General features: G+C 70.0%; 19 protein-coding genes. 6 read left to right on the top strand and 13 right to left on the bottom strand.

Translation table 11 applies throughout. The features are described 5' to 3' along the window. The first annotated feature begins 78 nt into the window (after positions 1-78). Entirely contained in the window at positions 79-513 is a 435-nt protein-coding gene (locus Aco03nite_RS09630) for a nitroreductase family deazaflavin-dependent oxidoreductase (protein ID WP_203794447.1), read from the top strand. On the opposite strand, the gene Aco03nite_RS09625 is transcribed toward Aco03nite_RS09630, so the two are convergent. From Aco03nite_RS09625 to Aco03nite_RS09610, 4 genes are read right to left on the bottom strand one after another with little or no spacing between them, the layout of a single operon-like run. Next, positions 500-1,675 (bottom strand): adenylosuccinate synthetase, encoded by a 1,176-nt coding sequence (locus tag Aco03nite_RS09625; protein WP_203794446.1) that lies wholly within the window; start codon positions 1,673-1,675, stop codon positions 500-502. The two genes, Aco03nite_RS09630 and Aco03nite_RS09625, sit on opposite strands and share 14 nt — an antisense overlap. A gap of 8 nt (positions 1,676-1,683) precedes the next feature. Beyond that, the gene (locus Aco03nite_RS09620; protein ID WP_203794445.1) at positions 1,684-2,640 is read right to left on the bottom strand and encodes a hypothetical protein; all 957 of its coding nucleotides are present in this window, start codon (positions 2,638-2,640) and stop codon (positions 1,684-1,686) included. 9 nt (positions 2,641-2,649) lie between these two features. Continuing rightward, positions 2,650-3,612 (bottom strand): protein kinase family protein, encoded by a 963-nt coding sequence (locus Aco03nite_RS09615; RefSeq protein ID WP_203794444.1) that lies wholly within the window; start codon positions 3,610-3,612, stop codon positions 2,650-2,652. Continuing rightward, on the bottom strand, positions 3,609-4,361 hold the full coding sequence (locus Aco03nite_RS09610; protein ID WP_203794443.1) for an NUDIX hydrolase: 753 nt from the start codon (positions 4,359-4,361) through the stop codon (positions 3,609-3,611). Before Aco03nite_RS09610 ends, Aco03nite_RS09615 begins: the two co-directional genes overlap by 4 nt. Positions 4,362-4,603: 242 nt before the next feature. Here Aco03nite_RS09610 and Aco03nite_RS09605 point away from each other — a divergent pair, with 242 nt between their 5' ends. Continuing rightward, on the top strand, positions 4,604-7,072 hold the full coding sequence (locus tag Aco03nite_RS09605) for an IPT/TIG domain-containing protein (protein ID WP_203794442.1): 2,469 nt from the start codon (positions 4,604-4,606) through the stop codon (positions 7,070-7,072). Positions 7,073-7,159: 87 nt separating this feature from the next. Here Aco03nite_RS09605 and Aco03nite_RS09600 read toward each other — a convergent pair whose 3' ends face one another. Then, positions 7,160-7,450 carry a DUF1540 domain-containing protein gene (locus Aco03nite_RS09600; protein ID WP_203794441.1) on the bottom strand — a complete coding sequence of 97 codons (291 nt, stop codon included), beginning with the start codon at positions 7,448-7,450 and terminating at the stop codon, positions 7,160-7,162. A 329-nt stretch (positions 7,451-7,779) separates the two neighbouring features. On the opposite strand from Aco03nite_RS09600, the gene Aco03nite_RS09595 reads away from it, so the two are divergent. Next, positions 7,780-8,487 carry a hypothetical protein gene (locus Aco03nite_RS09595; protein WP_203794440.1) on the top strand — a complete coding sequence of 236 codons (708 nt, stop codon included), beginning with the start codon at positions 7,780-7,782 and terminating at the stop codon, positions 8,485-8,487. Between the two features lie 92 nt (positions 8,488-8,579). Here Aco03nite_RS09595 and Aco03nite_RS09590 read toward each other — a convergent pair whose 3' ends face one another. Both Aco03nite_RS09590 and Aco03nite_RS09585 read right to left on the bottom strand, forming a co-directional pair. Continuing rightward, on the bottom strand, positions 8,580-9,689 hold the full coding sequence (locus Aco03nite_RS09590) for an IPT/TIG domain-containing protein (RefSeq protein ID WP_203794439.1): 1,110 nt from the start codon (positions 9,687-9,689) through the stop codon (positions 8,580-8,582). Between the two features lie 273 nt (positions 9,690-9,962). Next, the gene (locus Aco03nite_RS09585; RefSeq protein ID WP_203794438.1) at positions 9,963-11,036 is read right to left on the bottom strand and encodes an IPT/TIG domain-containing protein; all 1,074 of its coding nucleotides are present in this window, start codon (positions 11,034-11,036) and stop codon (positions 9,963-9,965) included. Between the two features lie 369 nt (positions 11,037-11,405). On the opposite strand from Aco03nite_RS09585, the gene Aco03nite_RS09580 reads away from it, so the two are divergent. Together Aco03nite_RS09580 and Aco03nite_RS09575 are read left to right on the top strand one after the other, a co-directional pair. Continuing rightward, the gene (locus tag Aco03nite_RS09580; RefSeq protein WP_203794437.1) at positions 11,406-13,157 is read left to right on the top strand and encodes a S8 family peptidase; all 1,752 of its coding nucleotides are present in this window, start codon (positions 11,406-11,408) and stop codon (positions 13,155-13,157) included. Positions 13,158-13,225: 68 nt separating this feature from the next. Further along, positions 13,226-15,010 (top strand): S8 family peptidase, encoded by a 1,785-nt coding sequence (locus Aco03nite_RS09575; RefSeq protein ID WP_203794436.1) that lies wholly within the window; start codon positions 13,226-13,228, stop codon positions 15,008-15,010. On the opposite strand, the gene Aco03nite_RS09570 is transcribed toward Aco03nite_RS09575, so the two are convergent. After that, positions 14,997-15,734: a hypothetical protein gene (locus Aco03nite_RS09570; protein ID WP_203794435.1), complete on the bottom strand. Its 738-nt coding sequence runs from the start codon at positions 15,732-15,734 to the stop codon at positions 14,997-14,999. The two genes, Aco03nite_RS09575 and Aco03nite_RS09570, sit on opposite strands and share 14 nt — an antisense overlap. Positions 15,735-15,877: 143 nt before the next feature. On the opposite strand from Aco03nite_RS09570, the gene Aco03nite_RS09565 reads away from it, so the two are divergent. Then, on the top strand, positions 15,878-16,210 hold the full coding sequence (locus Aco03nite_RS09565) for a hypothetical protein (protein WP_239145029.1): 333 nt from the start codon (positions 15,878-15,880) through the stop codon (positions 16,208-16,210). Positions 16,211-16,220: 10 nt separating this feature from the next. Here Aco03nite_RS09565 and Aco03nite_RS09560 read toward each other — a convergent pair whose 3' ends face one another. The 5 genes from Aco03nite_RS09560 to Aco03nite_RS09540 all read right to left on the bottom strand — a co-directional run. Further along, positions 16,221-16,982 (bottom strand): class I SAM-dependent methyltransferase, encoded by a 762-nt coding sequence (locus Aco03nite_RS09560; protein ID WP_203794434.1) that lies wholly within the window; start codon positions 16,980-16,982, stop codon positions 16,221-16,223. A 19-nt stretch (positions 16,983-17,001) separates the two neighbouring features. Next, positions 17,002-18,132, bottom strand: coding sequence for a VWA domain-containing protein (locus Aco03nite_RS09555; RefSeq protein ID WP_203794433.1), 1,131 nt, complete (start codon positions 18,130-18,132; stop codon positions 17,002-17,004). Further along, positions 18,129-20,441: a DUF5682 family protein gene (locus tag Aco03nite_RS09550; protein ID WP_203794432.1), complete on the bottom strand. Its 2,313-nt coding sequence runs from the start codon at positions 20,439-20,441 to the stop codon at positions 18,129-18,131. Before Aco03nite_RS09550 ends, Aco03nite_RS09555 begins: the two co-directional genes overlap by 4 nt. After that, on the bottom strand, positions 20,434-21,501 hold the full coding sequence (locus Aco03nite_RS09545; protein WP_203794431.1) for an ATP-binding protein: 1,068 nt from the start codon (positions 21,499-21,501) through the stop codon (positions 20,434-20,436). Before Aco03nite_RS09545 ends, Aco03nite_RS09550 begins: the two co-directional genes overlap by 8 nt. Further along, positions 21,498-23,345, bottom strand: a 1,848-nt coding sequence (locus Aco03nite_RS09540; protein ID WP_239145028.1) for a DUF5691 domain-containing protein, incomplete at its 5' end; no start/stop codon positions are given. The genes Aco03nite_RS09540 and Aco03nite_RS09545, both read right to left, overlap by 4 nt.

Genomic DNA, 23,345 nt, shown 5'->3' with positions numbered 1-23,345 from the left:
AACAAAGGTGAGGCCGGCGCAGTGCGGGAGAGGGCGCGCCCGGGGTGCGATCCGGGTGCGCGAGGTAGGGTCGGGATCATGCCATTGACGGGTGAATACGCTCCCAGCCCTTCGGACTGGGCCCGCGAGCAGGCCGAGAAGTATGAAGCCACCGGCGGTGCCGAGGGCAACGACATCATGGGCCGGCCGATCATCGTGCTGACCAGCGTCGGCGCGAAGAGCGGCCAACTACGCAAGACCCCGCTGATGCGGGTCGAGCACGACGGGGAGTACGCGGTCGTCGGTTCCCTCGGCGGCGCCCCGAAGAACCCGGTCTGGGTCTACAACCTGCGGGCGAACCCGCGGGTCGAGCTCCAGGACCTTCAGGAGAAGCACGAATACATCGCCCGCGAGGTCTCCGGGGCCGAGCGCGACGTGTGGTGGGAGCGGTCGGTGGCCGCCTTCCCGCAGTACGAGGAGTACACCAAGAAGACCGACCGCGTGCTCCCGGTCTTCGTCCTCACCCGCACCTGATCTTCTTGTCCGCCGCGGACGGGCCGTAGGACTCCAGGTACACCGGCGCGCCCAGCTCGGTGGAGATCGCGTCGCACCAGTCGTCCGGGCGACAGGTCTCTGCCGGGCGGGCCGCCGCCAGCGCGGCGCCGAGACGTTCCTGGTGGTCCAGGTCCTTCCACGGGCCCGGTTCGATCCTTCTCCCGATGTCGTACGACGTGCAGATCCGCAGGCCGGGGCAGCGCTCGAGGACGTCCAGGTGGGTGATCGCGAGCGCGTCGACACCACCTGCCACCTCGATCGCGTATCGATGCGCTACCGCATCGAAGTGGCCGACCCGGAAGGCGCCCTGCCACGGATCCCGGCCGTTGTGCCGTTCGGGCAGGTCCAGGCTCGGATCCTCGGTGACGAAGGGACCGGCGCCGTGGCGAGTGGTGTATGTCCGTACCACACCAAGTCTTGAAAAATCCGGACAAATTTTCTGAATGTTGTCGAACGTCGTCGTCGACCAGGTCGTGTACGGGTGCCAGCCCCGCCACTCGTCCAGCAGCACACCCTGCGCGCCCTCGAACACACACGGCCCCTCGCGGAGCAGCCGGTCGGTGAAGGATGACGGGACGATCCGGACCGTCTCGCCGAACGCGGTGAACGCCTCCACCACGTCCTCCAACGGCACGTCGTGGTCGTCGTAGAAGTCCCGCAGGACCCCGAACTTCCGGCGCAGACGCGTGGGGGAGAGGACGTCACCCACCCGGGGCGCGTCGTCCGGCCGGCTCAACGCGTACGACATCGTCTCGCCCACCCCCATCCCGCACGAACCGTGCCGGGAATCGCCCCGCGCGAGTTCCCGGCGCCGGTTCGCTCCGCGATGCCACGGAGTGGCGAGCAGCGCGTCCCCGTCCACCGTGAGCAGGTGGAACGGGTTGCCGAGCGCCGCCGCCTCACCGGCCAGCGCCAGTGGGTCCACCACCGTGAACCGCGTCAGGTGGGTCGGCACCCCGCGCAGTGTGCCCGACCCGAACTGGGCGAACGTGTGGTGCCGTCCGTCCTCGGTGATCACGTTGTGTGCCGCCTGCGCTCCCCCGTTGAAACGCAGCACGGCCCGTCGTGGCCGCTCGGCGCAGAGGGCGTCCACCACCGTGCCCTTGCCCGCGTCGCCGTAGCCCAGATCGACCACAGCCATGTGCTCATTCACAGCCGCTGATTGCCGCCCGCGCCTCCGGCGATCTCAAAACCGGCCCGGACCACCTGGGTACGCTGCAGCGGAGCCAGCGCCCGTTCCACCGAGCCACCCGCGCGCGACCCGACGTCGGTCAGGTCGGAGATGCCCTCGTCCAGGTCGATGGCGTCCTCACCGAGCCCGACGGTCAGCGCGATCGTCTCGCAGACCGCGTCCAGGTCGTCGAGCTCCAGCACGTTCTGCCCGAGCAGCTTGCGCCACCGGCCGAGCACCTCACGGTCCCCACTGTGGTGGGCGGCGGTCGGCAGGATGTAGTAGACGTCGTACTTGCGCTGCAGCTCGGCCAGGATGTCCTCGGTGGAGATCGGCTCGCTCAGCTCGTCGCCGATGACCGCCCGCACCTCACGGGGCTTGACCCGCGGGTACGGCATCTCGTCACCGATGATGAACAGGTACCCGCGCCGGCCCCGGTTGATCATCGAGTCCAGCAGGGTGTGCCGGGCCATGAAGTAGAGCGCCAGCTCGTACGACTCGTGTTTCTGGCCCCCGCCGCCGCCCTCCAGGACGATCTTCTCCAGGTGCCCGTCCATCCGGTTGTCCGACTCGAACTGCCCGATCTGCAGCGGCGCCCGGTCGCAGGTGGCGTCCCCGATCGCCCCGAACATGATCTGCGGGTCGACCGCGTAGCTCTTGCGGGTCAGCAGGCCCAGCAGCTGCGGCAGTTTCGTCTGGAGGGTTCGTGGGACGTTGCCCATCGAACCGGTCACGTCGAACAGCACGGCTATCGGCGTGCTGAACGGGTGCTCGTCACTGTCCCGGCTCTCCCGCATGAACACGCCGTGCGGGTTCAGGTCCGCGTGGACGGTGCGGGCGCCGCTGTCGCTGTACGCGAACGCGCTCGACCCGGTCGCCGTGCGGTAGTTCGCGGCGGCCGTGTAGACGTCGGTGGACCAGTGTCCGCTTCCCATTTTGTCCTCCTAAGGAACGAACGGCCGGAACTTGCGCGGGCCGTAAAGCCGGTGAATCAACTCGTCGAACTCGCCCAGCAACGCCCAGGCGTCCTGCGGCCGCATGCGCGGCGCGTCGTACATGCAACCCGCGGCGAACCGCCGCATCGGGGCGGGCATCCCCGGCCCGATCAGCCGCGCCATCAGGCCCGTTGCCATGTAGATGTCGGTCGCGGGACCGGCGAGTCGGTCGTTGCGCACCTCCGGCGGATAGTCGGACAGTCGTGCCTTCACTATCGCCGCAGGTCGATGTCCCGCATAGCACCAGTCGACGAGGGCCAGCCCGTGCTCCTCCGGATGGATCAGCACGTGCTCCGGGAGGACCGCCCCGTGGGTGACCCCGGCCCGGTGCGCCCAGCCGAGCGCGGTCAGCAGCCGCCGCCACATCCAGGCCGCGTCCCGCGGGTCCAGCGGGCGGCGGATCTCGGCCAGGCTGATCATCCCGGCCTGCCGCTCCAGCACGTTGACCCGCCGGCGGCGGCGCGTCTCGTCCTCGTAGACGAAGCTCTCCACCAGCCGGGGCGCGTAGGGCCGGAACTTCGGGTCGCCGTCGCTCCACAGCCGGCGCAGCGACGCCGTCTCGGTCTCCATCAGGTCGTTGTCGCGGGGGCTGCGCGGCACCTTGATCAGCACCGCGCCGTCCGCGTACAGCTCGGCCAGATCGCCGCTCGCGTGCACCCGGTCCATCCGGTAGGAGCGGCGCCGCCCGTGCAGCACCGGTGCCTGGCCGGCACCCTTGTAGAGGTTCGCCAGCTTCGCGAAGGCGTTGGTGGCGGTCGCCCGGCGGGCCGCGCCCACGGTGTCCGGGTGGACCAACTTCGCCCATTTCCGGTACGCCCGGCGCTCGCCCAGCTCCTGGAAGTCCTCCGCGGCCGCGATCCGGGCCACGGCCTCCTCGAATGACAGCGTCTCGATCCCGGCCGTCGTGATCATCGCACCCGGTCCTCTCTGGTCGGCCGGAGCAGGGCCGGGTGAAGCAGCCGGGCGTCTCCGGCCCGGTACAACTTCGCCTTCGGCCCGCCCCGTTCCCCGCCCTTGGCCGTCGTGCCCCCGGTGCTCTCCACGAAGCCCGGGACCGACAGCACCTTCCGGTGGAAGTTGCCGGCGTGCAGCTCCTCGCCCCACACCGCCGCATAGACCTGCCGCAACTCGCCGATGGTGAACTCGGTGCCGGTGAAGGCGGTGGCGAGAGGCGTGTACTCCAGCTTCGAACGGGCCCGCTCCAGCCCGTCGGCGAAGACCTCGTCGTGGTCGAAGGCCAGATCCTTGGCCTCCTCCACGGGCACCCAGTAGGCGCGGGCCGCGTCACTGCCGGCCGTCGGCTCGGGCAGGCTCGGGGCGAACGCCAGGTAGGCGACCGAGACGACCCGCATCCGGGGGTCACGATCCGGGTTCCCATAAGTCCGGAGCTGCTCCAGATGGACCCGCTCCAGGTCGTCGACCCCCGGGGTCAGGCCGGTCTCCTCGGCCAGCTCCCGCAGCGCGGCCTCGGCCAGCGACTCGATGCGGACAAAACCGCCGGGGAGGGCGCGCTGACCGGCGAACGGCTGGTGGCCGCGCTCGACCAGCAGGACACAGAGCTTGCCGTCCCGGATGGTCAGCGCCACGACGTCCACGGTCACGGCGACCGGGGGATAGTCGCGGGGGTCGTACGCCGCCAGGAAGCTCGCCTCGTCCATCATGGTCCTTCTCGTTCTGAGTTCTTCTCAAGCTAAGTGTTTCTCAGATTGAGTCTTACTCGATCTGAGGTCAACTTAGCGCGAGATCGCGCCGCCGTCAACGCCGGCCTCGACCGTCCGTACCCGGCCCTCCTGGTCCGACTTATGCCGTTATCGCTGGAAAGAGAATGTTTCATCATTACGCTTCCGGCGGGACGGCCTGCCGAGGTCATCCACTCCTCATCGTTGGCAAGAAAGGCTCTGGCATGCCCAAGATCCGCAAGAAATCCCTGGTCCGTGCCCTCGGGACGGTCACCTCCTCGGTAGCGGCCGCCGCTGGCGTGGTCGTCGCCGTGGGGCAGCCCGCCCAGGCCGCTGTCGTGTCCGCGACCACCGCGCCGATCGGCGGAACCGTCCGGATCACCGAGCCCAACGGCTTCACCACCGCGACCTCGGCGCCCGCCGTCCTGCTCAGGCCATCCAACGAGACATGCGCGATTTACACGACACCGTCGTCGACACTGGTCTCCGCCGAGTCGGCCACCAAGGTCGACAACAGCACGATCAGCTTCAAGGTCCCGGTCCTCCCGCTCGGCACCAACGGCGTGGCCAAGGCCCAGAACGTCTGCGTCTACCCGAACGCCGGCAACGGCGCGACCCCGATCGGCGGCACGACACCGGTCCTCACCGCGTACCAGAGCCTGACCAGCAACCCCAGCAACGGCCTGAGCGGCGTCACCAACAACCTGACGCTGAACTCGGCCACCCCGATCTTCACCGGCGTCACCACACCGGCCGCCCTCTTCACCCAGAACCCCTGCCCGGCCGGTTACGGGGTGTCCGCCGGCAACATCCCGGCGCCCGTGATCAAGGCCGGACTGGCCAACTCCGCGGCCACCGTCGCCGTCCCGTCCGCGGTGATCGGCTCCGGGAGCTTCAACACCTGCGTCTACCAGGGCAGCACCACCAACGACCCGCTGCTCGGCGCGAGCACCTACCAGGTCACGCTGCCGCAGCTCAGCCTCAGCGCCAACAGCGGCCCGTACGACGCGGTCAACAACATCACCGCCAACAGCGGCGCCACCAGCCTGTTCAGCGGCATCGCCGCGCCCGGTGTGCTGTTCACCCCGAACGCCGGCTGCCCGGCCAACTACGACACGACGGTGGCCGGCAGCGTCGCGGTCCCGGCCTCCGGCATCCGCAAGCTCGCCAACAACCGGCTCGGCATCACCGTGCCCAAGCTGGCGATCACCGACAAGCAGCCGAAGGTCTACCAGCTCTGCACCTACACCGGGTCGTCCGGCGAGTCGACGGTGCTGGGATCGGCGCCGTACACCTCGACGGTCCTGCCCAACCCGACCTCGATCACCCCGAACGCCGGGCCGACCACCGGTGGCATCACCATCACCGTCAACGGCACCGACTTCCCGACCACGCCCGGCTCGATCAGCGCCACCCTCGGCGGTGTCGACCTGCTGAACGTCACCCCGGTGAACCCCACCTCGTTCACCGCCACGCTCCCGCTGCGCACCGCCGGAGACAACGCCGCCCTGGTGGTCAACACCCTGGCCGGCTCCCGCACGCTGCCCGGCGCGTTCTCGTTCCGCAACGCCCTGAAGATCCTCGGCACCAACACCGCCCCGGCCACCTCGGCGGCGACCGACGTCCTGGTCCAGGGCACCGACTTCCTCAGCCAGGTGTTCGGCACCTCCGCCGACGGCGCCAAGATCTACCTGGTCCGCGGTGAGTACGACCCGACCGTGGACGAGAACAACAACAAGGCCAACGGCCCGCTCGCCGAGTGCACCAACCCGTTCGTCCTCAGCGACACCGAGCTGGTCTGCACGCTGAAGCTCAACCGCCGCCTGGACAAGACCGGGGTGCTCGCCGACGTGCTCGGCGCCACCAAGAGCCTGACCAGCGACATCGGCACCCGCCTGGGCAGCCGGCTGATCACCTCGCTGGGCAACAAGTTCAGCCTCGACGACATCGGGCGGGTCCTGACCGGCAGCGGCAACGGCAACACCATTCCGGCCGGGTCGACCATCCAGGCCGTGCTGACCCCGGGCCTGGCCCTCATCTCCCAGCCGGCCACCGGCACCACCACGCTGCAGAGCCTGCTCTCCGGGATCGTCGGTGACGTCCTGAAGGCCACCACCGGGGGCGTCGGCGTGCTCACCACGGCCGGCAGCAACGTCGTCACGGCGTCCGGCACGACGTTCAGCAAGTCCGACGTCGGGCGCGTGCTGAAGGACGTCACCGGCATCGTCAGTGGGACCACCATCAGCGCGGTCCTCCCGGGCGGCACCAGCGCCGTCCTGTCGGCGCCGGCCACCGCCAGCACCACCGGCGGCACCCCGATCAAGATCACCAGCACCCTGCTCGGCAGCAACCTCGTCAGCGGCGACTTCTCCGTCGGTGACGCCGGCGCGGTCTTCGGCCAGAACTCCGCCGGCATCCCGGTCGGCTCACGAATCACCCAGCTGACGAACAACAACACCACCGCGGAGATCTCGCAGGCGGCCACCTCGACCTTCAACAACCTCGTCACCGGAACCCCGGCCGCCGTCGACCGGCCGGTGGGCCTCACCCTGCTGCCCAACCTGGCCGTTCCGGACGGCGCCTACAACCTGACCCTGGTCAGCAACGGCGCTCCGGGCGCGTCCACCACCAGCGCCGATTACAAGCAGACCGCTCTCACCAGCGGATCCATCTTCACCGTCAGCCCGTTCTGACCGGATAACGCAAAGGCGCCGTCCCACATGATGTGGGGCGGCGCCTTTAGCGTGTCCGCATTCGCCCGGCGCACCGGACGGCCCGGGTCAGGCGTGCTCGTAGGTGAGGCAGTCGGCCTGGTCCGCCGACGCGCCCACGGTGATCGCCGGCGCGCGACACTCGAGGTTCTCGTTGTACTTGCAGTCGGCCCGCTTACAGGCGCCGACCTGGGCGGTCGCGATCCCCATCCCGCCGGAGAGGCCCTCACCCGCGAAGGTGCCGCAGGCGGAGTTGCTCTCACTGATGGTGATGGCGAAGGCGGTGCAGCCATCGTGGTTGTAACCACAGCCGGTGACGGTGCAGGTCTGCACGCGCGGCATGTTCAGCATCTGGGTCATGACGTTCTCCTCAGGTCGGCAGGCATTGTCACCGCTGCCGAATATAGCCATTCCCAATGCTGTTAAACACGATACCGCCGTAATATTTTTATGATCCATAAATCATTAGGCAAGCCTTACTTCCAGCAATTTAGGCAAGCCAAACCTGATAATTCAATTGCCTTGCCTGACGTACGCACGTCAAGAGTTCCGCCAGCTCAGACCCCGTCTGGTCCACCTTCGGGGCCGGTTTCCCGGATCCCCGCCCATTATGTCCGACTGATGGGGACGATGAGGATTTGGCCGCCGACCAGGGCGGCCACCGGCCGGAACCCCTGGAGGAAGCTGACGTGACCTACGACGACGATGATCGGCGCCCCTCGGCACGAGATATCCGCCGCAGGCGAATCGTGGTGGGAGCGGCCGGAGCGGCGGTGGTGCTAGGCGGCGGCGCATATGCCATCACAGCCCAGATCGTGGACCGAGACGCCACTACATCATCAGACGCGGTGGTGGTAGCCCCCACACTTCCCGTCGACCCCGGTCCACAGTCGGTCGCGCCGTCGGCCTCTGCGACACCGATCGACGAGACCGGGCCGAGTTCGTCACCTTCCCGGACTCAGGGCAGTGAGGCGATGCTCCCGAAGGTGCGCAAGGAGATCGAGGACGCCCGCAAAGCCCAGGAGGCAGCCGGCATCAAGCTGACCCAGCCTTTGCCCGCGCCGAGTCGGACCCTGCCGGATAGCGAAATCAAGATCAAGACCGAGAAGGGGCAAGCCAGTTTATTAAGGGTTACAACCGCGCGGGGAGACTTGGGTGGGCAAAAGGATCTCCGGATCGTAGCGGACAAGGGTTTCCCGGCTGGCGAAGCGACCTGCTCACAGAAGTTTCGGTTCGCCCTCAATGCCGAACCGCGGCACATCCCCAACATGATGATTTGTTGGCGACTCTCGGGGAATCGTAGCGTGATAACTCTAGGAACGACATATGACGGCAGTGAGCCGCCGGTTTCTGCCTACCTTAAGGTTATTGAGAAGGAATGGGGAAAGCTGGGCTAATTGGATTGCCTCTTAGGGAATGGTAAAGCGCTCGGCTGACTCTTCAGCCGAGCGCTTTACGGTGTCAGTCGATCACCTGGCCAATCCTAGGATCAGGAGGTGACTGTCGCGACCGTGAAGGTGGCGGACGGGCTGACGATGCTCGGATTGACCGTGGCGGCAGCCTTGGCGCCGTTGTCGACTACCGTGACGGTGTAAGCGCCATTCGATACCGGCGTGGCGACCGCGGCGGGGGTGGTGCTCAGTGTTGCGCTCAGCTTGAGAAGGCAGATAATTTCGTTGTCGCTCACCGGGACGATGGAGGCGTTGTCGCATTCGGTGACAACCTTGTAGGCGTCGGTGAATGATTTGTCATAAGCGCCATGAGTGAGGTAAACGTGTGCACCGGTACTGGCGAGGGCACCCCAAGACAAGGCGTTGAAGCCAGCGCCCGTGATGTTGATGTAAGTGTCGGTGTTTTGGCGGCCAACGTTCGGTGCAACCGTGATCGCGTTGTAGTAGGTGAAGGCCGTATCCAGGGTGACAGAGCCCGCGGTGGCAAAGTTCACGACGAGCGGCTGTGCGGTGCCCGAGGGCGCGCGTGCGGGCGTCGTGAACGAGAACTTCGTCGCGCTGCCCGCCGTAATGGTGCCGACGTTGACGCCGCCCAGGGTTGCACTGGCATATCCGGCTGCTGTGGTGGGCAGCCCAGAGCCGGTCACGGTAACTGTGGTACCGCCGGCGGCAGGCCCGGTGACTACGTCGAGCGATGTCAACACAGGCGCTGGCGCGGCTGCGAAGGTCCCGGTACCGATGTAGGCATCGCCGGTGGTAGTGCCCGCATAGACGCACACTTTGTAGCTTGTTGCGGTCGAGGCCGGAAGGCCAGTTGCGACCTTGAAGAAGCCCTTGGTGGCGCTGAACTTTGTCAAATCCCCCGAGGGCGTCCAGCTGGGAGTGCTTGCCGGGTAGGAAGTGGGGCAGGTGGCGGTGGTGAAGAAGACCTTTCCGCCGCTGACGTTGGCCAGCCAGTTCGTGCTTGCCGTGGCGATCACGTTGACACCCGCCGTGATCTGGGTGGCGTTCGCCGAGGTCACGTTCAGGGTCAGCGGCGCGTTCGCGAAGACCGGGGTGGCCACTGCGGTGGTGGCGACGATCGTCGTGGCAGTGGCGATTCCGGCGTGCAGCACGGTCCGCCGGAATGACGTACGAGACTTGCTCATGCGAGGTCCTCCTGCGGTTTTTAACCGCTTCGGTCGTTTGGGTGGGCGCCGGCGGATTAGACATCGCCGGGCCGGTCTCGCAGGGAGCGTAACTGCGCCGCATTACCCAAAATGGGAAGACTTAAAAAATTCGTCAAAGGATTTCGTCTCTAGCACGTTCTCTCGAATCCTGGTTGTATATCGAGAAATTCCTGAGTGCGGGTTCGTGCACGACGAAGCCCGGCCCCTAAAGGGGCCGGGCTCGTGGTGTTCAGTGCTGTTTTCCAGTGTTCGCTACTCCCGGACGAACGTGTACACGGCCGCCGGGGTGACCGGGCTGGTGCCGCCCGGGGTGCCGTCGGAGACCTGCACCGGGCAGCTGCCAGCGGTAACGCCGGTGCCCAGTCCCGGGGTGCTGTCGGCGACTGCCGCGGGCACCGTGACGGTGATCTGGGTGCCGGCCGCGTTGACGGCGGGCGTCCCGAAAGCCAAAGCGGCGACACCGCAGAACCGCACGTTGGTGCCGTTGCCGTAGTTGGCCGCGACCTTGTCGAAGTTCGTGCCGGTGATGACCACCTGCTGAGCCGTCTTGGTGCGCCCCGAGGGCGGGGTGACGGAGGTGATCGTCGGGTTGGCGGAGATGCCCGTGACCCCGGTGGCGGCGGCGTTGAAAGTCTTGGCGACGCCGTTCTGGAAGATGGTCATGCTGGCGTCGGTGGTCGACATCCCGGCGCCCGTCTTGAAGGTGAGGGAGTTCCCGATAGTACCCGCCGTGGTTGCGGAGAGCGGTGTCGTCGAGGTCGCGTCGGCGTAGACCTTAACCTCGCTGCCGGCTTTGCCGCCGAACGTCACGGTGAGCCCGTAGGAGCTGCGCGGGTCGAAGGCGAAAGCGGAGTCGGCTAGGACCCGAACGGTCTGCCCGCCTGCCGCGTTGAATCGCTGCACCTTGTCGGCCACGTCGAGGTTGAGGCTGTTGTCGGTGAATACCGGCTTGCTGGCGGCGGCGACGAGAGCCGGCGCGTTGACGAAGGTGATCGCCGAGGCCTTGTCGATGGTGTCGGTGGCGCCGAAGAGAATCGAGATGCTCTCGGCGGTGTTGTTCGCCGAGGCCGCGCACCCGCCGTCCGGAGTCTTGACCGTCAGGGTGGTGGCGCTGGAGACGACGTAGCTCTGGATGTTCGCGCAGTCCGGGTCCGCGCCCAACTTCACGCCTGTCACGTTCGTCTCCATGAGCGGTGTCGCGTTGGTCCCGCTGACCACTAGGACCACGACTTGTTTGCTGGTGTCGGCGGCTATCTTGCCGTTCGTGGGGGTGGATACCGTGATGGTTCCCGGCAAAGTCGCGCCGAGCGCCTGTGTGGCTGTCACGATGTTCATCGTGCCCGCCGCGAGAACGCAGGCGGCAGCGACGGAAACGGCGCGGGCACGCCGCTTGTGTGGGACGTGAGACATTTAGCAGAGGTCCTCTCAAGAGCGGTGCGGCCGACCGTTCTGGTGCCGCCTTTCCTCGCTTTCCGAGTCAAAGTAGCACCGCGCGGGGCAATGGTTCGCGATATCGAGAGCCATCAGGTCCGATTATTTGGCCCGGTATTCTAATGCCGTTTCCGGCCGCAATTCCGGTAGATAGACCGAGAGAACTGGGCGTGCCCGCTACCGAGCCGCAACCGGTGGAAGGGTCAAGCGGCCGACGGCGCCGACGATGGTGGTCCCCGAACCGAGAGCGGGAGGGGACCGGGCATGAAGCTGCTCAGCTGTGCCACCGGTGGGGTGCTGGCCGCCGCCGTCGTGGTGTTCGTGCTTCCCTCCGGAGGCCAGGCGGACCCCGCCGCGGGCCAGGGCGCAAGAGTTTCCTACGGGCTGTCCACCAGTCCCGAGGAGATGCTCCCGGCCGTCGTCAGCGAGGAGCAGCCGGCCCGCGTGGTCAGCACGGTGCTCGACGCGGACGGGCGGCCGGTGATCACCGTCGCCGAGGCCACCGACCGGGACTCCGCCATCGCGCTGGTCACCAGCGCCCAGCAGGTCGAGGGCACGGTCAGTGTCGAGATGGACGCGCCGGTGTACGCGCTCGGCTCCGACCCGTACCGCCCCCAGCAGTGGGATTTCGCCAAGATGCGGGTGAGTGACGCCTGGACGAGGTCGACCGGCACGGGAGTCACCGTCGCGGTGATCGACACGGGCGTGGACGCGAACCACCCGGATCTCCGGGGCACCGTGCTCCCGGGCTACGACGCGACGGTCCGTAAGGCCGGGGTCAGCCGGGACGGCAACGGGCACGGCACCCACGTGGCCGGCACCATCGCCGCGCTGACCGGCAACGACGTGGGGATCAGTGCGGTGGCCCCGGACGCGCGGATCCTCCCGGTGAAGGTGCTGTCCGACTCCGGCAGCGGCAATATGTCCGACACCGCCACCGGCATCGTCTGGGCGGCGGACAACGGCGCGCAGGTCATCAACATGTCACTGGGCGGGACGACCCGGGTCACGGCGGTCAGCACTGCCATCGCGTACGCCCGCAGCAGGGGTGTGACGGTGGTGGCGGCGGCCGGCAACGAACGGGCCGCCGGGAGCCCGGCCTCCTATCCGGGCGCCGATGCCGGAGTGATCGCGGTGGCCGCCACCGACGCGGCCGACAAGGTTGCCCCCTACTCGAACGCCGGCTCCTACGTCGATGTGGCGGCGCCCGGCAGTTCGATCCTCAGCACCTACCCGACGGCCCTGGGCGCGCAGTACAGGAGTCTCAGCGGCACCTCGATGGCCGCGCCGCACGTGGCCGCGGCGGCCGCGCTGCTCAAGAGCACCCAGCCGAAGCTGACGCCGGACCAGATCGAGGCGGCGCTGGAGTCGTCGGCCGTCGACCTGGGGCCGAAGGGGTTCGACAACGACTACGGGTACGGCCGGGTCGACGCGGCGGCGGCGCTCGGGGTGGTCACCCCACCGGCCGGGCCGAGCCCGAGCCCGAGCAGCGCCAAGCCGAAGCTCAACCCGCTGATCACCACCAACGTGACGAGCCGGGAGGTGGCCTGGGGGAGCAGCACGTCGACCACGTTCACGGTCCGGGTCGGCGGTGTCCCGTGGGCGAACAAGCCGGTGCGGCTCTGTACCGACGATGTCTGCACCGACGTCAAGACCACCGGTTCCGGGACCGTTCCGGTCACCCGTACCGCAACCGTGGGGGTCAAGCTCTCGGTGAAGATGGCGGAAACCGACACGACCCAGGCGGCGACGTCACCGGTGGCGGTCTGGACGGTCCGGGTGAAGGCCGGCGCGAGCGTCTCCCGGGGAGTCATGACGGTGACCATCGCCGGAGCGGCCGGGCAGCCGGTGCAGGTCCAGCAGTTGACGGCCGACCGCCAGTGGGAGACCGCCGGCACCTACGACGCGGTGCCGAAGACGACGATCACCGGGCTGAAGTCCGGGCAGCGGTACCGGGTCGTGGTGCAAGACGGCGCCGGGCTGCTGGGGGCCACGAGCAACACCGTGAACGGCTGAGAGGAGCCGCTACCGACGGGCAACGGCCCGAAAACCGAATACACAACCCTCCTCCTCGAATCTTTGTCATGTCGCTCGAGGGGGAGGAACACAGTTTGCTGATCCGTAGGTTTGCCGCCGCTGCCGTCACCGCCGGTGCTCTTGCCGCCGTTGGTGTGTTCGCTGTTCCGGCGGGCACCGCCGACTGGACACCGGTGTCGTACGGGCTGACCACGGCTCCCGAGGAGATCGTCCCGGCCACCGTCACCGAGGCGCAGCCGGCGCGGGTCGTCACCACCACGATCGACGCCGACGGACGCCCGGTCGTCTCGGTGCGGAAGGCCACCGACAAGGCCGCCGCGGTGAAGCTGGTCGCGGACGCGCAGCGTTCGGACGACGCGGTCGGTGTCGAGATCGACGCCCCGATCTACGCGCTCGGTGTGCCGGCCGGCTCCGACCCGTACCGGGACCAGCAGTGGGACCTTGCCAAGATCCGGACGACGGACGCCTGGGCGCGCTCGACCGGCGCCGGCGTGACCGTCGCCGTCATCGACAGCGGTGTCGACGCCGACCACCCGGACCTGAAGGACAACGTCCTCAGCGGCTACGACGCCGTCACCGACAAGGCCGGCCCGACCACCGACGGGCACGGTCACGGCACCCACGTGGCCGGCACCATCGCGGCCGTCACCGGCAACGAGGTCGGTGTCACCGGTATCGCGCCGGACGTCAAGATCCTGCCGGTCAAGGTGCTGTCCGACTCGGGCAGCGGCAACATGTCCGACACCGCCGAGGGCATCGTCTGGGCCGCCGACCACGGCGCCCAGGTCATCAACATGTCGCTGGGCGGCACCACCAAGGTCACCGCGGTCAGCAACGCCATCAAGTACGCCCGCAGCAAGGGCGTCACGGTCATCGCCGCGGCCGGCAACAGCCGCCGCGAGGGCAGCCCCACCTCCTACCCGGCCGCCGACGCCGGTGTGATCGCGGTCGCCGCCACCGACTCGGCGGACCGGATCGGCCCGTACTCGAACGCCGGCTCCTACGTCGACGTGGCCGCTCCCGGCAGCTCCATCGTCAGCACCTACCCGACCGCCAAGGGCTCCTACACCACCATGAACGGCACCTCGATGGCGGCGCCGCACGTGGCCGCCGTCGCCGCGCTGCTCAAGAGCTTCGACAGCACGCTGACCCCGGACCAGATCGAGTCGGCGCTGAAGAAGTCGGCCGTGGACCTGGGGGCCAAGGGTGCCGACACCGACTTCGGCAGCGGCCGGATCGACGCGGTCGCCGCGCTGGAAGCCGTGACGACGAAGGCTCCGGCTCCGGCCGTCCCGACCAAGCCCTCCACGGTCAAGCCGGTGATCACCGCGAACGCCACCTCCACCGAGGTCGTCTACGGCACCTCCACCACCACCCGGTTCACCGTCAAGGTCGACGGCAAGGCATGGGCCGGCAAGTCGGTCGAGCTGTGCGTGACCGAGACCGGCGCCGACGCCGAGTGCACCCGCACCTGGACCGGCCCGAACGGGATGGCCCAGGTGACCCGAGCCGCGAACGCCTCGTACCAGGTCGTGCTCAAGGCCGAGGGGACCGCCTCGGAGCCGGTCAGCTACCGGGTCAAGGCCGGCGTGATGCTGTTCAACTCCGGCGCGGGCGAGCTCACCCTCACCGTGACCGGCGCCGAAGGGCAGGACATCGAGATCCAGCAGGCCACCGGTGACGACTGGGCGACCGTCGCCACCTGGACCGTGCCGTCGTCGTCGGCCCGGGTGACCGTCGGCGGTGTCACGCCCGGCCAGACCTACCGCGTAGTGGTCCCGGACACCGAGGCCGTCGCCGGAGTGATCAGCCTGCCGATCACCGCATCGTGAGCCACTCCTGGGCGATCACGTCGGCGCTCTCCACCGGATCGGTGTTCTGACCGATCGTGATCACACTGCGGGACGACGAGACGCGCCAGCACACCAGGACACCGGGCTCCCCGGCCGGCAGGCCGGTACCGAACCGGATCTCGGTGGTGCAACGCACCCCGCGCCCGACCGAACGGCCGTTGTCCCGGGAGAGCAGCGTCTGACGTTCGCTGGTCAGATCCCGATGGGCGGTGAGGATCCGGATCGTCCCGGATCCCACCGCCTCGGTCCGTTCCCGGATCGGTTCCTCGTCCAGGTCCGGCTCCGGATACATCGGCTCGGCGGCGGCGAAACCGCCCGTCGGCTGGGCATCGCCCGGGTCGGGGTAGCCGGGGATCCCGGCGAGACTCGCCGGGGGCGGTGGCGGGACCGGGCTGATCCGTACCGGCGCGGCCTGCCTGGTGGTTTTCGGCGTACGGGTGGGCGAGGCGAGCGGGGCAGCCGTGGTCGGCCCGGTGGTCTCCGGCGGTGCCGTCATCGGCGCCAGCGCGGCCGGTTCGGGCAGACCGTCCTGCCGCTCGTTCATCAGCTGGGTCACCAGGAAACCGGTGCCGGCCAGCAGTGCCGCCGCTCCGGCCACCGCCACGATCGCCTGCTTGCGGCGGCGGGCCGAGCGTTGCGGGGTGGAGGCCGCCGAGGAGACGTACAGGCCACTGCCGGAGACCGGCTGATCGTCGTAGGTCATCTCACCGTCCTCGGCCGTGCTCCCTTTTCCTCGCCTGCCTCATGCTCCCAAAGAAAGGTACATATCGGGCGAGAATCGGGGCATCTCCCGGGGCCGCGATTTTCCGCCCGGCGCGACCCACCGTGACCGTGCCGGAACGACGGGTGCCGATGCTCCTCCCGGGCGTCACCCGGACAAGCGAGCAGGCCACCTCGGCTGTTGACCGCCGGGCGATGCACGCGCAAGGTGTCCTTGCACTCACCGTGAAGGAAAGGGGCGGTCACCAGGTGGAGCACAACCCGGACCGGCCGTCCTGGCGATGCGGCGTCTGCGGCCTGTCGTGGCCCTGCGAGCCGGCCCGCGAACAGCTGGTCCGCGGGCGCAGTCGCCTCGACCTCGCCGTGCTGATGTGGGAGCACCTCGAGGAGGCCGCCCGGGACATGCCCCAGGCGCCCGCCTCGTACCTCTTCGACCGGTTCCTGCGCTGGACGTCCTGAAGTTTTCTGGTTAACGAATCCCGGCCACCGCCGCGTCCGGGCCGCCGCGCCACAGCACGCCGGCCTCGCGGTAACCGGCCTTGCGCAGCGCCTCGACGTGCCACGTCGCCGGCGGGTTCCACTCCTGGTGGTGGCGGTTCTCCGGGTAGATCAGCGCCCGCTCGGCCGCCTTCGCAGCCAGCTGCTCGTCGGCGGCGGCCCGCGCCCACCAGTCCGGCCACGAGGTGGCCGCGCCGGTCGCGTACCGCACGTCCCGCAGCGCCGCCCGCCGCGCAATCAGCTTCGGCGACAGCTCCGGCAGCCCCTCGTCCTCCATGTGGTCGGCGTTCGCGAAGACACCGCCCGGGCGCAGCACCTCCCGGACCTCCGCGTACAGCTCGCTCACCCGCTCGGCCGGCAGCCAGTGCAGCGCGGTCGCGGTCAGCACCGCGTCGAACGGCTCGCCCGGCAGCTTCGACCGCCAGCCGCCGTCCTTGAGATCGGCGTCGATCACGCTGCCCCGGTCACGCAGCGAGGACTCCGCGACGGCCATCAGCACCGGGTCCTGGTCGAGCACGGTGACCTGCGCCTTCGGGAACCGGGCCAGCAGGCGCAGCGAGATGCTGCCGGTGCCGCCGGCCAGGTCGAGCAGCCGGGGCGCGTCACCGTCGGTGACCGCGGCCACCGCGTCGAGCATCGCGCCGAACCGCTCCTCGCGGTCCGGCATGAACGCCTGCTGCTGCCGGTCCCAGCTCTCCTGCCACACCGCGGGATTCTTCAGGTAAGCACTCATACCCCATACGGTAGTTACCTCAGCCGCCCACGCAAGCCCTTCCCGCGATCGCCGCGGCCATCAGATCCGGGAACGCGTCCGGGGTGCACGCGAACGCCGGCACCCCGAGCGCCGCCAGCGCCGCCGCGTTCTCGTGGTCGTAGTCCGGAGCGCCGTCGTCGGAGAGCGACAACAGCACGATCACCCGCACCCCGGCCGCCGTCATCGCCGCGATCCGGCGCAGCATCTCCTCCCGGTGGCCACCCTCGTACAGGTCGCTGATCAGCACGAACACGCTGTCCCGCGGTCGGGAGAGCAATTGCTGGGAGTACGCCACCGCACGGTTGACGTCGGTGCCGCCGCCGAGCCGGGTGCCGAACAACGTCTCCACCGGATCGCCCACCCGGTCGGTCAGATCCACCACCGCCGTGTCGAACACCACCAGCGACGTCCGCAGCGACCGGATCGACGCCAGCACCGCCGCGAACACCCCGGCGAACACCACCGACGCGGCCATCGAGCCGGACTGGTCCACGCAGAGCACCACGTCCCGCTGGATCGCCGTCCCGCTGCGTCCGAAACCGATCAGCCGCTCCGGCACCACCGTCCGGTGCTCGGGCAGATGGTGCCGCAGATTCGCGCGGATCGTCCGGTGCCAGTCGATGTCCGCGTGCCGGGGGCGGCTCGCGCGGGCCGCCCGGTTCAGCGCGCCGGTCACCGCCGAGCGGGTCCGTTCCGCGATGCGACGTTCCAATTCCCCGACCACGGTACGTACGACCTGCCGGGCCGTCTCCCGGGCCGCGTCCGGCATGACCCGGTTCAGCGACAGCAGAGTCCCGGCCAGATGGACGTCGGGTTCCACCGCGGCCAGCATCTCCGGCTCCAGCAGCAGCCGGGCCAGATCGAGCCGCTCGATGGCGTCGGCCTGCATCACCTGCACCACGGTGCGCGGGAAGTACTCCCGGATGTCGCCGAGCCACCGGGCCACCCGGGGCGCCGAGCCGCCCAGCCCCGCACCCCTGGCACCGGGCCGATCCGGGGTGTCGTCCGAGTCGTAGAGCGCCCCGAGCGCCGCGTCCATCCCGCCGTCCCGTTCGCTCACCTCCCCGAGCGCCTCCTCGGCGACCCCACCGAGCACCAGCCGCCACCGCCGCTCCCGTTCCATGCTCATTCCCCCTTCTGCCGGGTCGGAGTCACCGTCAGCCGGCGGCCCAGCAACGTGCTCAGCAGCGGCAACGGGGCGCTCGCCCGGGCCGGATCGAGGGCGACCTCCGGCTCGGCGATGCGTCCGCCTTCGGTCCTGCCTCCTGCGATTCGTCCGCCTTCAGGTCTGTCGCCTGCGGTTCGTCCGCCTTCGGGCCTGCCGCCTGCGATTCGTTCGCTGAGGGCTCTTCTCTCGGCCGGTTCGAAGGCGCCGAACGTCCGGCGCAGCAGCGGCAGCACGTCGTCGAACGTCTCCGCGGGGATGTCCGTCAGCCAGTCGTCCACCAGGGACAGCAGGGTCTCGTCGTGGACCAGCAGCAGACCGCCGCCGGACAGGAAACCCTCCACCCACGCGGCCGCATGGGCCGGCGGAGTCCCGACCGTCAACGGCAACCGGAGCCGGCGGCGTGCCTCGGCGGCGTCCAGCCGGCCGGCGTCGAACAGCAACCGGGTCAGCCGCCCGGCCGGCAGCCCGTGCAGATCGGGCCGGACCGCCAGCGCCCCGATGGTGTCCAGCCACCGTCCGCGCAGCGTGCCGTCGGTGAGCAGCCCGACCGCCCGGTGAACGCCGTCCATCCCGTCCCGCAGCCGCCGTGCCGCCGCCTCGGAGAGCGAACCGGCCGCCGCCGGCAGCGCCACGCACACCCGGGCCAGCAGGCTCGTGGTCACCGTGGACAGTCCGGCCAGGTCGGTGCGGCGGACGTCCCCGTACCGCAGGGTCCGTGCCAGCGCCGGAAGGGCGGCCATCAGATGGTGGACGTCGGTGTCCAGGGCGGCCCGGGCGTCCAGGGCGGCGAGCACCGCCGGGTACGCCCCGGTCAGGTCCGCGAGCAGGCACGTCTCCACCAGCTCGGTGACCTCGGCCAGCGCCGTCGCGTCCCGGGCACGCTGGACCGTCCGGGCGGTGGCCGCGGCCGGCACCGTCGTCCCCCACATGCCCGCCTCGACCAGCCGGACCGCGAACTCCGGCTGCCACGCCAGCCGCCACTGCTCCCGGAACGTCCCGGTGCCCCGGCCCGCCGCCGGCTCACCCCACGGCACGCCGAGCACCCGCAGCCGGTGCAGCAGACGGCTGCGCCGCAGATCGTTGTCCTGGCGCAGGTCCAGATCGCGGGTCCGTTCCACGGCGTCCGGCCGGAGGCGTACCGCACGCTGGGTCGCGGTCAGGTCCCGGACCAGCGGAATCGCCGGCATCCCGGCGGGCACCGCGCCGAGCCGTTCGCCGACCACCAGCCGCCGGGCGATCAGCTCGGACCGCAACGGCTCCCCGTCGCACAGCACCGCCTCGGCGGCCTCGGTCACCTCGGCCAGCCCCGCCAGCGGCCGCCCGCGCAGTGTGGCCAGCGCCTCGGCGAGCCGCACCGCCTCGATCACCTCGGCCGGTGACGCGGCGAACCCCTCCGCCCGCAGCACGCCCGCCGCCCCGACCAGCCATCGGGTGATCACGTCGTCCCCGGTGCTGAACAGGTGGTGGTACCACCCCGGTGACCGCACCCCCGCCCCGTAACCCGACCAGGACGCCAGCCGCCCGTACGTCCAGGGCACCCAGGTGAACGCCACCTTCCCCCGGCGATGCCCCCTGAGCCGGGCGGCGTCCTCCTTGGCCGGTACCGCGCGGGTCAGCGCCGGAACGTGCCAGGCCCCGCAGACCACGGCGATCCTCTGCTGCCGCCGCCGTTCCTCCCGCAGCACGGTCCGCATCCAGGCCTCCCGCAGCAGATCCCCGGGATCGTCCGGCGCCGTCTCCCGGATCGCGCCCATCGCCTCCGCGATCGCGTCGAAGACCGGAACCCCCCGATGCTCGACGACGTCCTCCCACCACCGTTCCGGATCGTCATGACCGGCCGCCGCGGCCAGCTCCCCGATCGGATCCACCGGCCGCCGCACCTCACCGTCGGCGCTCTCCTCCGCCTCGCCCGCTTCTTCCGGTCCGGCTGCGGTGGACGGAGACGATGGGGGCGGGGCCACTCGGTAGGCGTACGGCAGATCGAAAAAACGGACGCGGACGCCGCGCCGGACCGCCCACCTGATGGCCTGCCATTCCGGGGAGAAGACCGCGAACGGCCAGAACGCCGCCTGCCCGGGATCGTCCACCGCCCAGCCGAGCAGGGCGACCGGCGGTTCCAGACCGTCGTCGGCCACCCAGCGGACCAGGTCGTCGGCCTCCGGCGGGCCCTCGACCAGCAACACCTCCGGCGGATCGGCCTCCAGCTCGCGCAACAGCGCCCGAGCCGACCCGGGCCCGTGATGCCGGATGCCGTAGATCCGCTCAGACATCGCGCGCGGCCCGATAAAAACCCAGCCAGCCGGGGCGGTCCCGGACCACGGTCTCCAGGTACTCCCGCCAGACGACGGCGTCCGAGACCGGGTCCTTGACGACCGCGCCCAGAATCCCCGCCGCCACGTCACCGGGCCGCAGGATCCCGTCGCCGAAGTGCGCGGCCAGCGCCATCCCGTTGGTGATCACCGAGATGGCCTCGGCGGTCGAGAGACTCCCGGTCGGCGACTTCACCCTGGTCCGCCCATCCTCGGTCATCCCGGACCGCAGCTCCCGGAACACCGTCACCACCCGGCGGATCTCCTCCATCGCCGCCGGAACCTCCGGCAGCTCCAGCGCCCGCCCGAGCTGCGCCACCCGCCGGACGACGATCGCCACCTCGTCCTCGGCCGTCCGCGTAACCGGCAGCACCACCGTGTTGAACCGCCGCCGCAGGGCGCTGGACAGCTCGTTCACCCCACGGTCCCGGTCGTTGGCGGTGGCGATCAGGTTGAACCCGCGCCGCGCCCGGACCTCGGTGTTCAGCTCCGGAACCGGCAGCGTCTTCTCGGACAGCACCGTGATCAGCGCGTCCTGCACGTCCGACGGCACCCGGGTCAGCTCCTCCACCCGCACGATCGCCCCGCCCCGCATCGCCCGCAGCACCGGACTCGGCACCAGGGCGGCATCACTCGGCCCGTCGGCGAGGAGCCGTGCGTAGTTCCAGCCGTACCGGATCGCCTCCTCGGCGGTGCCCGCCGTCCCCTGCACGAGCAGGGTGGAGTCACCGGAGATCGCCGCCGTGAGATGTTCGGAGACCCAGGTCTTGGCGGTTCCCGGTACGCCCAGCAACAGCAGCGCCCGGTCGGTGGCCAGGGTGGCGACGGCCACCTCGATCAGCCGGCGTGGGCCCACGTACTTCGGGGTGATCTTGTCGCCGTCGCCGAGCAGATAGGTGACCACGGCCTGCGGCGACATCCGCCACCCCGGCGGCCGGACCCGCTCGTCACCGGCGGTGAGCAGGGCCAGCTCCTCGGCGTACTGCTCCTCGGCGTGCTGCCGCAGGACGGGTTCGTTCATCGGCGCAGCTCCTGAAACATCTCGTGTCGAAAGGTCAAGGTGCGGGCCAGCTCGGCCACCGGCCGGACCCGGGCCGGTTCCAGCTCCCGGTCGAGCCGGCCGGCGAGGCGCCCCGCCAGGTCGGCGTAATCGGGTGGCATCGCGGTCCCGGCGGCCCGGCACAGTTCCCCCAGCTGCCACGTGTGCCGATCGGTGCGGGCCCGCTGTTCCACCGTCTCCAGAACCGCCACCGAGAGCCCGTCCGGCCACGGCCCCGAAAGTAGGGCGAGAAGCCGCTGAGCCGAACCGTCCTCGGCACGCAGAGCCGCGGCGGCGAGCCCGGCCAGCAGTCCCGGAGGCAGCACCAGATGAAGATCCCACCGAACCGACTCCCGCAGCGTCCCCACCCCGGCGGCGAGCAGAGCCGAGGCCCACCGGCCGTCCCCCTGAGCAACCGCGGCCCGGCCCCACCCGTGCCGCAGCGCATCCCCCCACTCGTGCCCCCGGGCCAGCCCGACCCAGTCCTCCGGCCCAACCCCGTCCTCCGGCCCGACCCAGTCCTCCGGCCCAACCCCGTCCTCCGGCCCGACCCAGTCCTCCGGCCCGACCCAGTCCTCCGGCCCGACCCCGTCCTCCGGCCCGACCCAGTCCTCCGGCCCGGATCCATCGGTCCAGGTCACCAGAGGGGTTCCGGCCACGATCTCCTCCAGCAGCCAGCCGCCGGGACTGACCCCGCGCCCCGACGGCCCACCGATCCCGTCCCGCCGCAGGCCGTCATCGAGCCCGGTTGGCACGTCCACCAGCAACCGAGGGCTGCCCGCCATCCGCCCGTCGACCGCTCTCCGCCCCTCCACCAGCCGAACCGCCGCACGGGCCCGGGCCGCCATCCGTTCTCCGAGCCCCGCCCCGGGCAGGCGTCGCAACAGATCGGCGGCGGTCTCCCGGACCATCCGGTGACGATCGTCGAGGGCCAGTTCGAGGAGAGGTTCGTCGTCAAGTGAAAGCCCGGTGACGAAGGTGGCCAGTCCCTTGGCCCGCTCCTCCGCCGAATCCTCGGACCAGGTGCCGGCCAGCAACTCCCGAGCCCGCCCCGGACAGCTGCCACGCAACGTGGCCAGGTGACCGATCCGCTCAGCGGAGGTAGCGGTCGCCCACTCCACCGCGGTCGGCCCTGGCCCGGACGATTGAGGTTCGGGGGCCTCGTATCCAGAAGACGTTCCGTATCCGGTGGCCGTTCCGCCTCCGGAGGACGTTCCGTATCCGGTGGCCGTCCCGCCTCCGGAGGACGTTCCGCATTCGGAGGACGGCCCGCTTTCGGTGGGTGCCGGGGCCGCCTCGGCGAGCAGCCAGCTCCAGTCGGCGCGCTGCCTGGCCAGCCAGGTGCCGCGCCGACCGGTGACCCTGGCCAGCGCGGACCGGATCATGGTGTTGCGGCGCCCGGCCTCCATCAGCTCCGGAAGGATCGCCGGAGGCACGATCCCACCGCGAGCAGCAGCCGCGGTCAGCCATTGAGCGATCAATTCCTGCTCGTGATGACCGCCGCCGGGAGCCCCACCACGCAGCAGCAACGCCAGCCGCCGCCCCGCAGCAGCAGGTAGCAACTCCTCCACCTCGGCGGGAGCCCTCGCCATCACCGCGTGCCCGGTCTCCGGCTCCACCCCGGCCCGCCGGCAGACCAGAGCGACAGCCGCCGCCTCAAGAAGCGCCCCGGCCCGCGCCAAGTCAGACGCCGGAAGGGCGATCCGCTCCGCCGAGTCCGGCTCAGCGACAGGGAAGATTCGTTCCGGCGAGTTCGGTCTGGCGGCGGGGGCGATTCGTTCCGGCGAGTTCGGTCTGGCGGCGGGGGCGATTCGTTCCGGCGAGTT

This window comes from Actinoplanes couchii (assembly GCF_016862075.1).
Taxonomy (GTDB): domain Bacteria; phylum Actinomycetota; class Actinomycetes; order Mycobacteriales; family Micromonosporaceae; genus Actinoplanes; species Actinoplanes couchii.
The sequence above is the reverse complement of the archived record's forward strand: the minus strand, read 5'-3'. Positions and strand labels throughout refer to the sequence as shown.